A 15225-nucleotide genomic window follows, 5' to 3' on the forward strand; every position below is an offset into this window, starting at 1 on the left:
GTTGGTTGCGTTCACTTTATACAATAAGACACTTGGGGTTCAAGCGAGGTGCATGAACTCCAAGCGGTATATCGGCCGTTGGGGTGAAACAGTTGTAAACCTGTTTCAGGACGAGACAGCGCACTCGCCTGGAAAAACAAACCCGTCCCCTTCCCCTCTACAGCTTGTCTTGCCTCGCCACGACAGCCGGAAGCCCTGCCCGCGGCAAATCCAGCACTGGCAGTTCCGAAGGCAGATTCAACGCCCGCAACACTGCTAAATCGTGCCCGTACACATCGGGTTTAAACGCCACTCGCCCGTCCTCCTTCAAATCCACTGTCCAATAGGCCAGCAGCACCGGCACTTTCACGGGGAGCCTGATGTTTTCTGTCTTGCCGTTGGCCAACTGTTCCTGAATCGCGGCACTATTCCAGTGAACCGGATCGTTGAACAACAGTTCCACCAACTGCAGCGGGTTCTCGACCCTGATGCAGCCGGAACTGGTGGCGCGGCGTGATTGAGCGAACAACTCTCGATGAGGGGTGTCGTGGAGATAAATCGCATACTCGTTGGGAAAACGAATTACAACCTGGCCGAGGGAGTTGTCAGGGCCCGCATCCTGACGGAGCGTAATGCCCCGCGGGTTGTTCCAATCGATGGTCGAAGGGTCGACGACATTCCCTTCTCTATCAATGGCTCGAATAAGGTTGGCGTCCAGGTAATGCGGATCTTTTCGAATCTTGGGGAGAATGTCTTTGACCAGAATCGTCGGGGGCACTGTCCAGGTCGGATTGAAGGTTACGTAAGTAATCTCGGATTGAAATACCGGAGTACTGCGGAAAGGTTTACCGACCTGTACCCGAGAACGCCAGATAGCCTTGCCGTCGCGATAAAGCGCGACTTTGTACCCGGCGATGTCGACGATGACGAAGGTGCCCTGAAGCTTGTACAGCAACCAACGCGCCCGCTCCATGTTGACTCGGACCTGATCTATGCGCGCCTCTATGGGTACATTCAGCGCAGCAAGTGTCCCCGCTCCCGCGACACCGTCGACTGGCAGGTATTGCTCGGTTTGAAACCGTTTAACCGCAGTCGTTACGTTAGCGTCGTAGTCAATCCGGGTGGTCATTTGCTCGGTCAGATAACCGGCAGCCGTCAAACGGGCGCGCAACTCCGCGACTGAGGCATCGAGAGTTCCTGGCTTCAGGACCTGTCCCGCAGTAATCGGCGGCCACCCACCGACATCCCGAACCTCGCGCAGTCGCGCCAACCCCTCTCGCAACGTGCCATAAAGCGCTTCCTGTGGCGGCGCTTGATCGAACGCCCGGGCTACGTCGTGGGCTTCAAGTGAATCGAAGAAGGCTTTGACGTCCTCCCGAGGATCGACGTCGACCGGGTCGAAGTTCCAGTGGATTTCCAGACGATAGGGATCAACTTTGCCGCGCCGCAACTGCAGCAGCGCCGTAATGTAAGTCTGGGTGGCGGCTATATCAAAGGTCGCGCGTTGTGCAGGGGTTGGCAGCGCTGTGCGCATCGCCACTTGAGCCTTGGCCAGCTCATCAATACGAAAATCAGCAGGATCCAGACCGTCGGCCTGAGTGTCGCTAAGACGCTTCAACAGCTGGGCGACATCGCTATCCTCTGTCCAGGCAGCACGAAAGCTTCGTTGAGCGTAAAAATCGACGACCGCGCGACTGACATCTACTCGTTGGTGCCGCGGTGGAACGGCCGGTAGAGGGGTAGCCGTTGAGCCCCCCAGGGCGAGAAGTGCCTGGATCGCCTGAGCTACGGGATCGTCCGGCGCAACATCAATGACGCCGGGTGATGGCGTTGTCGGCGGAATCGGCAAAGTCGGCGAAGATTGCGCTGTCGTCGAGCTGCATATCAGAAGTCCAATAACAAAAAAGCGGCTTAACAGGGATAAATTCGATAGCTGCCGCATGGATAATCCTTAATTTCCCGTACATAAGGGCTAGCATCCGTCACACTGCTAGACTGGAACAACTCGCGATGAGATACGCACATGCCGCTAGACCGCTTTGGCTTTTTAATGAAAGCCATGCTTCTGCTGTCCATTTCAGTGGAAGCAGCCTACGCCGATTCGCTCGAAGCCGCGCTGGTCAAAGCGGCTCCAGACGCTAACGCCAAGGTTATCGCGCTGGCCGTGCGTGCTACTCAGTGCAGCCAGGCGCAAGGCGCAGTACCTGCGCAAAGGCTCGCGGTGATTGACTACTCCCTGCCCTCGACCGAACAGCGGCTGTGGGTTTTTGACCTGAAACAGCGCAAATTACTCTTTCACGAACTGGTCGCCCACGGTCGCAACAGCGGCGAAAACATGGCCGTTCAATTTTCCAACCAGAATGAAAGCAACGCCACCAGCCTTGGCTTGTACAGGACCGCTGCAAGCTATAACGGCCAAAATGGGTATTCCTTGCGCATGGAGGGTTTGGAGCCTGGATTCAATGATCGTGCATTCGACCGGGCTATCGTCATCCACGGGGCGCCGTACGTCAGTCGCGATTTGGCGCGGTCGAACGGCCGAATTGGTAGAAGCCTGGGCTGCCCGGCCGTGCGCCCTGCCATTGCCCATAAACTGATCGACTCGATGAAAGATGGCCAGTTACTGTTTTCTTATTATCCTGATCGGGCGTGGCTGAAATCGTCTTCGTTTATAAACTGCGGCAAGACTACTGTGGCTGATGTGTCCAAACCGGGTTCAAGCTTTTAAATAATCGAGATGGATGGTTTTTTCGTTCTGGCGTTCACATTTTTTTCACGTTCAGGGGCGTAACGTTGCTCCTGCTCCTCGCAAGATCTGAAAGCCCGCTAATCCCCATCGCGGGCTTTTCTTTGCCTGAAATTTGATAAAGATACATCTCGCAACGGCCAGCAGACGCCTGCTTTCGCACCCACATGTCCTATGCTCAAGGCAGTAACCCTGCCGTCGCCCTTGGTGAGTCCTGGCTAATCAGGACACCCAGAGCAGAGATGACCATGAACATAGGGGCGGCGCCACGATGAAACCTGACTATTCAACCTGCATGAAATGGGTCGCTATCTTTGCTATTGCATCGACCCTGATTGCCGGCTGCAACAAGAAAGAAGACCCCATTGCTCAGGCCGATAAGAAAGACGTGGCCCAGGGCATAGCCGCGCCGAGCATCACCGAAACCAAGACCATTGCCGAGGAAGCTTTCATCTATGGCCTGCCCATCGTGATGAACTACGCGGTGATGTATGAGTTCGCCGTGGACACCAAGTCCAGTCAGTTCAAAGCGCCCTTCAACCAGATCAACAACCAGCGCCATGTTGCGACCTACGAAGACACGGCGATCGTCACGCCGAACAGCGACACTCCCTATTCGATGCTCTGGCTGGATCTGCGCGCGGAACCGATGGTGATCTCGGTGCCAGCAGTGCCAAAAAAGCGCTACTACTCGGTGCAGTTGATCGACGGCAATACCTACAACTATGGCTACATCGGCAGCCGCGCCACGGGCAGCGGGCCGGGCGATTATCTGGTGGTCGGCCCCGACTGGACAGGCCAGACGCCAGCAGGGATCAAGAAGGTATTTACCTCGACAACCCCCTTCTCGCTCACCGTCATCCGGACCCAGCTCTTCAACGCCAAAGACATGCCAAACGTCGAGAAGGTGCAGGCGGGATACAAAGCGCAACCACTTTCCGCCTACCTCAAACAACCCGCGCCACCGGCCGCACGGACCATCGATTTCCTTCCAGCCAACACCCCAGGGATCAAGGCGAACTTCTACGAGTATCTGAACGCCGCCCTGCAGTTCGTCCCACAGACGCCGGAAGACAAGGAAGTCCGGGCCAGACTCGCCACTATCGGCATCGGGCCGGGCAAGACCTTTGAATTCAAGGAACTCTCGGCGGAACACAAGGCTGCCGTCCTGCTGGGCATGAAGGAAGCCGATGATAAAGTGGAAAAGTGGCTGTCCAGCGGAATGAAAAATATCAACGGCTGGAGCGTCGGCTCGATGTTTGGCGACCGCACTTTCTTCAACGGCGATTGGCTCAAGCGCGCCGGCGCGGCCAAGGGCGGTCTCTACGGCAACGATGCCGCAGAAGCCGTGTACCCCTTTGCCCGCACCAACGCGACGGGCGAAGCGCTCGACGCCAGCAAGCACAACTACACCATCACCTTCCCCGCCGGGCAACTGCCGCCGGTGAATGCCTTCTGGTCGGTGACAATGTATGACCGCACGAGCCAATTGTTGATCAAGAACCCGATCAATCGCTACCTCATCAACTCACCGATGCTACCCGCCATGAAGAAAAACAAGGACGGATCGCTGACCCTCTACATCCAGAAAGACTCCCCCAGCAAGGCAATGGAAGCCAACTGGTTGCCCGCGCCGAATGACACTATCTATTTGGTGATGCGTTTGTACTGGCCCAAAGACACGCCACCTTCGATCTTGCCGCCGGGCGGCGGGACGTGGCAGCCCCCAGAGGTTGTGGTGTTGAAATAGCGACGCGCGCGTACCGGAATGGGACTTCGTCTGCTCTGGATCTGGTACGTCGGGATGACGAGCTATATCTTCCGTATGTTGCAGTGACTCGGGGAAATTCTGGCGCCTTACTCCATGGTCTCGTCAATCATGCAGCGCTGGATCAGCGACCGGGCGCCAGGAGGCGGTAGGAAATAATTGACGTTACCCGTTATCCGGAACGTAATTCTTTACTACCCTTGGAACACAGAACAAGATCAACATGGAGAGAAAATCTTGATTATCACAATAGGCAACAGCACCGAATTTCAGCCCTCAGAATGCAACGCCTTCGAAAACGAAAGTAAGTGGTCACCCAACAAACGCATCCATGGTTACCGTTTTTTACTCAACGTCAGAACTCAGGCTGACCATGACCTTGCGCAAAACAAATTCGTTGGCGCATCAGCAACAGCCGAAGGCGACAATCGAACATATACAATAATCAGCGCTCACATGCAAAGGAGCAGCAGCACAAACGGAAAATTCATTGATGCCGACTTTGAGGTAACAATCCAGGAAGAAGATGCCAAACCTTCGTTCTCGGAGATTGATATCAATGGACTTGCGCTTCAAGTGCTTGGTTATCGAGTCCGCCGCACCGACAACTCAACAATCCATACTTTCCTGGTCAATACCACTGGGGTTAGCTTCTCCGAACTGGAGCGCAAGTTGGACGCTGAAGGGGATGCTCTCAGCGTTCAACGATTTGGTGTCGATGACGCTCCGTTCTTGTGCCGGATTGGCGGAGCAAACTACTGGTCCAGGAAAGAAGGACCGGGCACAGAGGAATCCAGCCGAATTATTAATTGTGTTATCGACCACGAGACTCTTCGCACTCGGGAAGGGTTCACGTCCGTGGTGCGGAGTCAGAATCTGGAAAGGCAAGTCAGTGTTTTGGGTATGCAGGTAAAGTACCTGGTTCGCCGGCTTGAAGGCATCCTGAACTCAGAAGATTTAGCGGTACTGCGTTCAGCCGAACGTCTGGAATCGGGAGTGGGAAGCATCGACTACTGGACTGGTTTAGAACAAACTAAAAATGCACGTGAATGGTTTGGAGCTGTTGAAGAGGCCGAAGATAATCATACTTTAAATTAAGAATTAGCTGACGGGTCACTGGCTTAAGTTTGAAACCAGTGACCCATCCTGGCGCCCAGGTGTTACGCAGGACATTAAATTTACGCTATTACTGTCGGCGAGCTTTCCAGATTATCGTCTTCTGTACTGCTCGCAACAGCCTCCAGGAAAGACTCATTACAAACTTCAATCCTGGCGCCCACCTGATAATTTTTTTCGCTATTCTTCAGGCATGCGCCTCACGATCAAGAACGTCAGCTACCCACTGATTGATACTCTTGTGGGCTAGCTGCGCTTTTACGGCAACAGTAGCGTGGAGAGCCGGCGCCAAACGCAGACTGAGATTTCCTGAATAGGGTTTCTGCGGTGCGCGACCAAGCTTGGCGCAAGTCTCCAGATAATCAGTGACGGCCTCTTCAAATGCATCTCGAAGCTCCCGTACTGACTCGCCGTGAAACCCAACGACATCCTTGATACCCGCGATGTGGCCGACAAACAGGCCGTTTTCGTCGCTGTACTCAATTCGGGCGGCGTAGCCGTTGTAATTCATCACGTTCACGGGGTAACTCCTGCTTGTTCAAGGAAAGCCCGAGCGTCACGCACCTGGTAGGGCTTTGCTTCTTTGTCTGGGTGGGGTCGGTGAAAGGTTGCGACCACACGATCAGTTCAAAACGTACCCGCGATCCGTTGCCTTCAATGGTTCTGGCGCCTGCTGCGCCGAACAAGGACGATTACCAGAATATTGGGTAACTATTGATGACGTTGTAGGCAAACTCTGAGAGTTGCGTAAGGGGGTACGCTGAAAAATGGGGACACTATATCCAGTCGCAGCCTATCCCACGCTCAATCCCCGCCCTCCAATCCTGATAAACTACCGCCTTTGCACTACCTGCCAATTCCTCTAGCCAGGCCCAGCCCGTTTTTTTTGCCACTGCGCCCTGCTAAAACCGCCCAACAGACGCCCCAATGCCCCTAGATCTCATACCTTCCACACACCCTGCCCTCTCCCGCCGCTTCTCCGTGGCCCCGATGATGGATTGGACCGACCGCCACTGCCGGTTCTTCCTCCGCCTGCTCTCCAAACACGCCCTGCTCTACACAGAAATGGTCACCACCGGCGCCCTCCTCAACGGCGACCACGACCGCTTCCTGCGCCACAACGAAGCCGAACACCCCCTCGCCCTGCAACTCGGCGGCAGCGTCCCAGCCGATCTGGCAGCCTGCGCCCGCATGGCCCAGGAACACGGCTACGACGAGGTGAACCTCAACGTCGGCTGCCCAAGCGACCGTGTGCAGAACAATATGATCGGCGCGTGCCTGATGGCGCACCCTGCGCTGGTGGCGGATTGTGTGAAGGCGATGCGCGATGCGGTGTCGATTCCGGTGACGGTGAAGCATCGGATCGGGATTAATGGGCGGGACAGTTACGAGGAGTTGTGTGATTTCGTCGGGACGGTTCGGGATGCCGGGTGTACCAGTTTTACGGTGCATGCGCGGATTGCGATTCTGGAGGGGTTGTCGCCGAAGGAGAATCGGGATATTCCGCCGCTGCAATATGATGTGGCGGCGCGGTTGAAGGCGGATTTTCCGGAGTTGGAGATTATTCTCAATGGCGGGATCAAGACGCTGGCGGAGTGTCACGAGCATTTACAGCGTTTTGACGGGGTGATGCTGGGGCGTGAGGCGTATCACAATCCTTATGTGATGGCTGAGGTGGATCAGCAGTTGTTCGGCAGTACGGCGCCGGTGATTACGCGGGCCGAGGCGTTGGCGCGGCTGCGGCCTTATATCGCCGAGCATTTGGCGACTGGCGGATCGATGCACCATATCACTCGACATGTATTGGGGCTGGGCACCGGGTTTCCGGGCGCGCGCAAGTTTCGGCAGTTGTTGTCGGTGGATATTCACAAGGCTAAAGAGCCTTTGGTGTTGCTGGATCAGGCGGCGGAGTTGCTTGAGGGGCGCTAGCCCGTGACTGCAGCGGGATCACGACAATAGAGCCTCTAATGCCCTCACCGTCCTGACATCGACCACCAGTGGTTCCTGTTCGAGCCAACGCTTGCTCTTGATAAGGTCTCCAAGTAACGCTGGGGCGCCGTGAAAATGAAGGTCTTCGGGCCATGGCCGAGCAAGCGATCGGGGTTTGACGCACTCATCCCAGAACGACGGAATAAACCAGTGCAGGTCGGGCCGTTTCTCCCGAAGATGCAGATAGATGCGAACTCCATTCGGGTCCAGATCACCGAAATGAATCATTGGTACGTCCGGCCCAATGCAGTTCAGCAATTGGAGCACTGTTGCGGTATCCCAGCCAGGGACATGGACCAGTAACCAACCTTCCATTTCAGGGAAGTCACGCCAGGCCCCCAAGTTCTCCACCAGCAACACGGCGCGAATTGCGCCCTCAAGCACTAGCCCGTCCCGCAGGGCACGCTCCGGGATAGGTACCTCACCAAGTACACAGGCCAACGTCTCAAGATCCAGGTCGCCCCTCGGACTTCGCGCCACAAGCCCCTGGGGTGGTCTTAGCCTGGCCAATCCATCGTGAGTTGCTTCGGTAGTGCCAAGAGCTGCGTGCCTGGTCGCTGTAAGGGTCGCCTTGGAATGTGGCGCGACCAGTGCAGCGGCAGTACGTCGGTTCAGGCGAGCCGGGAGTAAGGGCAAATTGTCGGCGCGGTGAGTGTCTTGTAGTTTTTCCCAACCTTCCGGTGTGGGCGGTAAACCGTTGGCTGTTAATTGCGTTAGCACTTCCTGCCATTGCGGCCAGACACGCTCGATCAGTTCGACGAGCTCAGCACGACGGTCCCCCACCAAAGTAATTTCATCCCGGCGCCCGGTTGCGCGGGTCCAGGGAAGTTCTGCCAGAACATCAAAAACGGTGCTTTGTGCACTACGACGCCTAAGCGTTGGGCACACCAGCAACTCAAGCAGTGCCAGACATTGCTGCGGTGTCTGCCACATCATGAGTCGCTCCGCGTACGTCGACCAGTGACCCGCACCTCTTCACGTCCATTTGGGGTGACATCCCGGACCAAGCGATAAGTCGTATTACCTTCAGCCCGAGCGACCTCAGGCGCAGCGATCAACAGCTGCAGATCCAGGGTCTGGCATAAATCAAACAGGACACCGAGATTGTCCGGATCGAGGCGATTGGCCTCATCGAGAAATAGAAATCGCAAGGATCCATGGGATTTTCTTCCGCGCAGCAGGTTGGCATCACGCTCCCATTCACTGAGGATCACAATCATCAATGCCGCCCCCACGCCAATGGCCTCGCCGGTCGATAGCCGCGTTGGATTGGCAACTTCCCAATCAGAACCTGCCATACGACGGACTTCCACTTGCAGATGCACGTACTCTCGGTAGTCAAGCAAGCGCTGCCCGCCGCTCTTGCTTCCTCCGTAACGCTGGAAAATTTCGACCAGAGCATCCTCGATCGGCATGTTTTCCTGAAACAACAATTGCTGAGCAGCTCCGTCGCGGAGTGCGTGCAAGACGTTCTCCATCCGTTCGACCGGACTCAAGCGCACGCGAATACTCTGGATGCTGCCGAAACTGACTCCTTCCAAACGTTGATTAAGACGATTGACCTGACCTCTCGCCTTGCGTACCTGTACATCGATGCCTCGGGCGACATCCTCGCTTGCTCCGCGCAGATCGCTTTCCTGCCGCATCAAGCGTTCTTCCAGACTGGATAACTGCTCACGCAGGCGGCGCAGGGATTCTCGTGGGTCATCGACTTCCGCGATTTGTGCAGGCAGGCGGTGACGCAACCAATCGCGAACTGTGAGCCAAAGTTCCAGATACACATCATCAGCGGCAGCATCCGTATTGTCCTGCCGTTCGAACTGCTTCACTAATGTGTCACCACCCTGAGCATGGCTGAGACGCTCAAGTAGCAATGCGCGAGACGACTGAGCCCGCTGACGAAGATTAGGCGATCCGCGATCCGCACTGAATTGCTCGCTTGATGACTGGATACCTGCAATCAGACCGTTGGCGACGACCATTCCTTGCAAGCGTTCCCATCGCGCGATGGCAGGATCGGATTCGCGCCGTTCGCTGGCGAGCTTTTCGCTGGTTGATTGCACCTCCCGCTGGGTGTTCTCAACAATATTCTTCTGCTTTCCAATCAGCTCTACCAATATGTCGCGCCTGTCATTCTGCGCTTCCAACACTTGATCAATGCGCTCGACTTCTTGCTCGGCGTCACTCACGGCCACCTCGCTGGGCGAAGGAATTGCCAGCTCTTCAAAGCGGCTGACGGCGGAGGTGTTGTCCCGCGAGGCAGCCTGTCGAGCAACGTTGGCAAGTTGCCAGAGCTCGGTTGCTTCCCCGTGCTGGTTTTGCGCCTCGCGCTCCGCCAACTCAGCAAACGTCTGAGCCGACTTTGCCTCATCAAGTTGCGCCTTGAGCGCCGGGAGCAGTTCCTGTTCAGCCGCCAATCGCAACGGCGCATCGGACCAGTCAAGTGCATGGGTGTTAGCCAACAGATAATCAAGTGACTCGATAGCGGACATCAGACGTTCTCTTTGATGCTGAAGATCTGCAACATGGAGTCGCAACCGCTCGACCTCATCAGTCTCCAACGGCAACTGACGCAATACAGTCATGTCCCTCTCAATGACGTCCACGAAAGGTTTATTGCGCGTTGTCTCTTTCTTTGCAGCCAAGGCGTCATGCTGTTCACCTTCCAGCTCGGCCAAGCGTTCAGCATGATCAGGTGTTTCGAGCATGAACGCCTCCGACAACAGCGTACGCAAGCCTTCGATGCGAGGCAGCAGGGCCTGGACCGCCTGGTCGCGACTCAAGACTTCTGCGCGTAGAGATTCGCTCAAAGCTTCTGCTGTGATAACCCGCTGCTGAATTGCGGCCTTGGCCAACGCTGGGTCCTCAGAAAGCCAAAGACCATGCTCGGCCAATAAATGATTTCCCTCCTCAACCAAACGCTCCAGGAAACGTCGTTTGCTTCGCAAAGCCTCCAATTCCACTGCCCGGACTTCGGCTTCGACACTTAACTCCTCGGCCCGAGCCTCACGAGCACGCCGGCCAAGACGTGGGCGTTCCGGGATTCGCGAAACGCGTAATGCCATGCCCTCCGACACGATCACGTCGTTATCGTCGCCAACATCCAGTTCAGGCGTGAGTAGCCAAGCCTCCAAGTTGGCTTCTCTCGATATCAGCAATACATCTGTCAAAGATTGGGAGCGCTGATGCAAACGCTTGGCAACCTCCTCGGGGTTATCCACCACTAGCGCTTGGCTCAAGGGACCAAGTCGTGCTTCCAGTACTGCAGCATCATGAAGCCCCACATCATCGAAACTGGCTGCCAGTAAATCAGCACCCATCTGATCACGTAAACGCAGGAGCTCCGCCGGGAAAGGCCCTCCAGACGCAAGCAGCATCCGGGACTCGTGAATCAAGCGCTCGCGCTCTGACTGGGTGGCCACTTCATTGCCCCGTATCTCGGAAAATTCGTTGGCCAGTGCGGCACGTGCCAAGTCCAGATCAGCTCGATTGCTCAGCCGGACGTCTAAATGTTCGCTGATCCGCAGTGCTCGCGCAGCGTGCTCGTGCCAAGCGGGCTCGAGTGCTTCGAGCTCATTCTGCCGGGCTTCCATGTCTTGCAAACTGGTTCGGGTAGAGGAAAGTATCTGTTGGGCGTCGCGACCGCTTTGCTCATACACACCACGCTCATCTTCGACACTGCTCAGTAACGATCCAATCGTCTTTGCTGCGGACTCCACTGGCCAGGCGATGGCCAATCGGTCAGCCTGCAAACGAGTACGCACCTGACGCTCGACGAGCGGACGCTGCGACTTGATAGTCTGAATAATCGACGGCAGGCGCTCTGCCAAGGCCGCCCCATCACGATAACGACGTAACGTGTCACCAGCGACTTGGTAAGCCTCAGTCGCAGCTATCGATACCTCACCAACAATGGCGAGCAAGGCCGCCATTATGGTCCCATGGCGTTGCCGATGATCCTCGGCGTCGGCTAGCCGGGTCGTCAGCGTACGGCGCTCTTGATCAACGGCTTCGAGCTCTTGGCGGGCCCAAACCTGCCACCCATCAAATTCGGCAGCATCGAGCGCTGAAACCTCCAACGACTCCTGCGCTTGCTTAAGGTGCGATTTCGCTTGCCGATAGGCGCCCGCGCGACGGTACAGTTGCTCAATACCTGCTTTTAAATCAGTCTGCCCCTGGGCTGCTCTTTCGTAATCATCCTGCGCACGATGCCGTCCTTCACGTCGGCGATCCAAGGTTTCTTCGGAGAGTTGGCGCTGCTCGAGCGCGGTAGCAGCCTCAAGCTCCGCTGCCTCCAGCACCTCACGGCAATGAATCAATGCTTGTAGCGCTGCCACTGCATTACGCATGCGTTCCAGCCAACCCTTCGCCTGCGTGAGCAAATGGCCGGTGTCGGTAAGCTGATCCTCGACCGTCTCCAGTTCCGCCTCGGTGCTGACTAAAGCCTGTTCGGCATCGGTACAGGCTTGTGTCGCTTCGGCATAGAGCTTTTGCGCTTCTGTCACGCGACGCTCAAGCTCCTCCGCACGCTCGCGAACAGCCAGAAATGCCGCCGTGAACATCGCCTGGCCAGCGTTGAACACGTCGCCGATTTCCTGCTCCAGACGTCGCGATTCCTGGACTTCTGTACGGGTACGCCGGCAAGCGTCGAGGTTGGCTTTCATGCGCTGAAGGGTGTCAGTCAAGCCGGTTTCCTCTTTGAGCAGAAAGCCCCGCAGCTCCGACGTCAACGCTCGAGAAATCCCGCCCGTCATGCTGGTTCGCAGCATCTCGTTGAACTTGTTGCGCTCCTCGTCGATCCCCATACGCATCGGCAACACGCCTTGTTCGAACAATGTCGCGAAGTATTCCCGCACCGAAGCGAATACCTGCAGACGTCCGCCAAGCCGAGCACTGGTCTCGCGCAGCTCTTGAATTTCAGGCACCACCTCGCTGTCACCTTGGCCAAGCAACAACAAATCCTGTAAGCGAACGTTATCTTCCAGGCCGGAAACGATGAAGGGAGTCGGTTCAACAGAGGGTTCGCCCTTGCGCTCCAGCTTTACACCGGCAATCAGGCGACGTTGCCCTTCCAGGGCGAATTCAAGAACGACATATGAAGGCCGTCCCGCCTCGCCTAGCCGCCCCCAGATCCCTTTGTCACCACCCGTCGCGCCTGTCTCGCCAAGGTTGGTAAAGCGCAGCCGTGACATATCGGGTAATAACACCACATAGGCGGCAATCATTACTGTGGTCTTGCCTGATCCATTGGCACCTTCCAGCGCTGTTACATGCCGATCAAGTAGATATCGCTCGTAGAACACTCCTTTCCAGTTCACCAGGGCCAGAGCAACGGCGCGAGTACGATTCATGAGTCGCCCCCTTCATCATTCTGTACGCCTTCTTCTTCCTCGCTGTCGTTACTTCCGAGAGCCAACTCGCCGCGACCGACCAGTTGCTCAAGTGCTGACTGGGAATTCTGAAGGCCACGTACCGGGTCCGCAAAACGCATCAAGGCCGGGCGCATCCGAATACGGCTTTCCTCGAAAAGGTCGACAAAACCCAAATCAGCCAGGCGACGTAGCACTTCTGAGACTTGCGAACGGATGTATTCGCCTGCCGTGTGCTCGATATACTTTTGCTTACGCGGATACAACGTAAAGAACAGTCGTTCGGCGCCAAGTAACCCCGATAGCCGCTGCAATACGTCGTCGCGGGTCACCGCCCCTCCGTGCTGGAGCGTGGCTGGATCCAAATAAAGTAGCGCGAGTGTTTGCCCAACCAGCATTTCACCTGGGGATAGCTGTCGACGGCCCAATCGATCCCCCGTGGGTAGCAAGAAAAAAAAACCGTCGCTGCGCTGAACCAGCTCACAACCAAATCGGCGGTAAAAAAGCTCGAGCAGCGCCTGGGCGTCGACCAAGTATTCGTAAAGCAGACCATCGTCGCGACCGATATGACGGCCGCGTCGCAACATCAGGTCCACCTCAGGAAAACTCTCATCGACGATGACCGCTTCGAGTGTTTGGAATCCTGCCTCCATCACAACTTCTCCTTGTTCGCATCTACGTTCCATTCCTCGACTTCCAGTTCATCGAGCACGACTTCCCATCGACGCTCTCTTGCGCTGGAGACGTGGGCAATTTTAACCAGCACGCTCGCCACCCGCCCGACTGCCAGGTAATGCTCAGATATGGGTAGTCCGGCAAGTACCTGCTCAAGTACCGCCGCGAGCGTGCGTGAGCCGCCTTCAACGGCCGCTTTGGTCAGGACCTCGATATCTGCGATCTGATCCTCGGGCTCGACCCATTGCGGATTCGCCTCACGGTCAACCCGTGCCCGAGCCACCGCGGGACGCTCGACTTTGAGCTCCAGCGAACGCAGAAGACGAATCGAAGGCACCTCAGCCACCAGCAGAAAAAAAGGCTTCAATGGCCAGACAGCCAGTTGATCAAGCAGACGCTGACTCAACGCTCGATCAGGATCCAGCCGAACCACATCGCGTAGATATCGATGCACTCGCCGGTAGTATTCGGACCAAGCGTGTTGTCGGGCACCTCCCCAATCGGCAATGCGGTCGATGTGCTCGATCACTCGCTGAGCAACCTCCTCAGCTTCGAAATATCGGGCAACGGTGGCAAGCGACTGGATGTGCTGCAGTGATTCGACCAAGTGATGAGTGTCGCGGAGCAAAACCTCGTTCAGCTCGCGTAGTGTGACGGTTGTGGTATCCAGCAGTGCCTGGCAGCGATCCACTGCATGAAACCAATCCGTTACCAACAACTCAGCGATCTCGGACTGCACCTCCTCCTGTTGGGCATCGAGTCCCCGCTGACGGCGCTCAATACCTGCTACCAGATCGCCCACCGTCACCCGCAGTGGCCCAATAACTCCCTCGCGCCATGCCCGCTCATCCCCTGCCTTTTGTGCGGCGTCCAGTATCGCAACCAGTTGCGCACGAAGGGTGCCAGTCAACAGTGTCAGACTTTCCCGGGTAAGGGCTTCATCGGCTAGAAAATACTCCACCACCGCAGCGGCCAATCGAGTCAAGGCGTACTCGCCGGCATGAACAACACCCGCTCCATCGACACGAGCGAGCATGCGTTGCTCACGCAAGCGCTGGATTGCATGAGTGGCGCGTTTACGTGGATTTTCCGCAGTAGGGTCTACGATATCGCAGACCTGGCCGAACAGATCCACGAGCACTTCCTCCTCGAATGACGCCAGAGCGGCCTTGTCTGCGCGCAGATAGAGCCCGGCCAGAAAGCAAAGGTCTATGGTCTTCAGCTCGAGGCTGACCCCGTCGCGGGACAACGAAGCAATGACGCGACTAGGATCGGCTGACGCAGGTGTGGCTACGGCTTCCTTAGGCGGATCACTGAGTTCTTCCATTCGACTCATCCTTCTACAATTCAATCAGGTAATCGTCCGATCACCCTCTTGTACGAAGAGGCGGCTCGCTGGGTGGTCCGCCTGTTCGGCCTGACAGACCTCCGGTTCTTCATGGCTCAATAGAACTACTCGATCAACGCCCCAATTGCATCCACAGATTGGTGGACATCAGCGCAGCACAGTAACCAGCGTCTTCACACCCTGAAGGTGGTTTGACAAGGATCCGGTCGCGCAGTCATGACACGATATTAATAGC

At 56.4% G+C, this 15225-nt stretch carries 10 protein-coding genes and 1 pseudogene; 4 read left to right on the plus strand and 7 right to left on the minus strand.

All coding sequences use genetic code 11. The annotated features are described in order from the left end of the window. Window positions 1-157 precede the first annotated feature (157 nt). Window positions 158-1921, minus strand: a complete 1764-nt coding sequence (locus ACA064_RS20980; protein WP_497669836.1) for a L,D-transpeptidase family protein — start codon at window positions 1919-1921, stop codon at window positions 158-160. Between the two features lie 81 nt (window positions 1922-2002). On the opposite strand from ACA064_RS20980, the gene ACA064_RS20985 reads away from it, so the two are divergent. The 3 genes from ACA064_RS20985 to ACA064_RS20995 all read left to right on the plus strand — a co-directional run bounded on the left by ACA064_RS20985 (window position 2003) and on the right by ACA064_RS20995 (window position 5591). Further along, complete coding sequence (locus ACA064_RS20985; RefSeq protein WP_497669837.1) at window positions 2003-2707, plus strand: murein L,D-transpeptidase catalytic domain family protein; 705 nt, start codon at window positions 2003-2005, stop codon at window positions 2705-2707. A gap of 289 nt (window positions 2708-2996) precedes the next feature. Continuing rightward, the gene (locus tag ACA064_RS20990) at window positions 2997-4475 is read left to right on the plus strand and encodes a DUF1254 domain-containing protein (protein ID WP_497669838.1); all 1479 of its coding nucleotides are present in this window, start codon (window positions 2997-2999) and stop codon (window positions 4473-4475) included. A 255-nt stretch (window positions 4476-4730) separates the two neighbouring features. Beyond that, window positions 4731-5591: a hypothetical protein gene (locus ACA064_RS20995; RefSeq protein WP_497669839.1), complete on the plus strand. Its 861-nt coding sequence runs from the start codon at window positions 4731-4733 to the stop codon at window positions 5589-5591. Between the two features lie 205 nt (window positions 5592-5796). Here the strand turns inward: ACA064_RS20995 and ACA064_RS21000 are convergent, their stop codons facing one another. Next, the gene (locus tag ACA064_RS21000) at window positions 5797-6129 is read right to left on the minus strand and encodes a type II toxin-antitoxin system HicB family antitoxin (protein WP_497669840.1); all 333 of its coding nucleotides are present in this window, start codon (window positions 6127-6129) and stop codon (window positions 5797-5799) included. Further along, a pseudogene (locus ACA064_RS21005) lies at window positions 6126-6295 on the minus strand (type II toxin-antitoxin system HicA family toxin). Before ACA064_RS21005 ends, ACA064_RS21000 begins: the two are co-directional and overlap by 4 nt. Before the next feature lie 241 nt (window positions 6296-6536). On the opposite strand from ACA064_RS21005, the gene dusA reads away from it, so the two are divergent. Next, on the plus strand, window positions 6537-7538 hold the full coding sequence (gene dusA / locus ACA064_RS21010; protein WP_497669841.1) for a tRNA dihydrouridine(20/20a) synthase DusA: 1002 nt from the start codon (window positions 6537-6539) through the stop codon (window positions 7536-7538). 18 nt (window positions 7539-7556) lie between these two features. Here dusA and ACA064_RS21015 read toward each other — a convergent pair whose 3' ends face one another. The 4 genes from ACA064_RS21015 to ACA064_RS21030 are packed head-to-tail and all read right to left on the minus strand — an operon-like array spanning window position 7557 to window position 14969. Beyond that, a complete protein-coding gene (locus ACA064_RS21015) occupies window positions 7557-8534 on the minus strand; it encodes a Wadjet anti-phage system protein JetD domain-containing protein (protein ID WP_497669842.1) in 978 nt (325 codons plus the stop codon). Beyond that, complete coding sequence (gene mukB, locus ACA064_RS21020) at window positions 8531-12949, minus strand: chromosome partition protein MukB (RefSeq protein ID WP_497669843.1); 4419 nt, start codon at window positions 12947-12949, stop codon at window positions 8531-8533. Before mukB ends, ACA064_RS21015 begins: the two co-directional genes overlap by 4 nt. Next, window positions 12946-13620, minus strand: coding sequence for a chromosome partition protein MukE (locus ACA064_RS21025; protein WP_497669844.1), 675 nt, complete (start codon window positions 13618-13620; stop codon window positions 12946-12948). The genes mukB and ACA064_RS21025 overlap by 4 nt, the downstream gene beginning before the upstream one ends. Continuing rightward, the gene (locus ACA064_RS21030) at window positions 13620-14969 is read right to left on the minus strand and encodes a condensin subunit MukF (RefSeq protein ID WP_497669845.1); all 1350 of its coding nucleotides are present in this window, start codon (window positions 14967-14969) and stop codon (window positions 13620-13622) included. Before ACA064_RS21030 ends, ACA064_RS21025 begins: the two co-directional genes overlap by 1 nt. Between the last annotated feature and the right edge of the window lie 256 nt (window positions 14970-15225).

The organism is Pseudomonas sp. LBUM1658 (assembly GCF_059716055.1).

What these genes read in the sequence shown, in the direction of transcription:
- ACA064_RS20990 (WP_497669838.1), top strand. Translation starts at nt 2,997, where the DNA reads ATGAAACCTGACTATTCAACCTGCATGAAATGGGTCGCTATCTTTGCT.
- ACA064_RS21015 (WP_497669842.1), bottom strand. Translation starts at nt 8,534, where the DNA reads ATGATGTGGCAGACACCGCAGCAATGTCTGGCACTGCTTGAGTTGCTG.
- dusA (WP_497669841.1), top strand. Translation starts at nt 6,537, where the DNA reads ATGCCCCTAGATCTCATACCTTCCACACACCCTGCCCTCTCCCGCCGC.
- ACA064_RS20985 (WP_497669837.1), top strand. Translation starts at nt 2,003, where the DNA reads ATGCCGCTAGACCGCTTTGGCTTTTTAATGAAAGCCATGCTTCTGCTG.
- mukB (WP_497669843.1), bottom strand. Translation starts at nt 12,949, where the DNA reads ATGAATCGTACTCGCGCCGTTGCTCTGGCCCTGGTGAACTGGAAAGGA.
- ACA064_RS21025 (WP_497669844.1), bottom strand. Translation starts at nt 13,620, where the DNA reads ATGGAGGCAGGATTCCAAACACTCGAAGCGGTCATCGTCGATGAGAGT.
- ACA064_RS21030 (WP_497669845.1), bottom strand. Translation starts at nt 14,969, where the DNA reads ATGGAAGAACTCAGTGATCCGCCTAAGGAAGCCGTAGCCACACCTGCG.
- ACA064_RS20980 (WP_497669836.1), bottom strand. Translation starts at nt 1,921, where the DNA reads ATGCGGCAGCTATCGAATTTATCCCTGTTAAGCCGCTTTTTTGTTATT.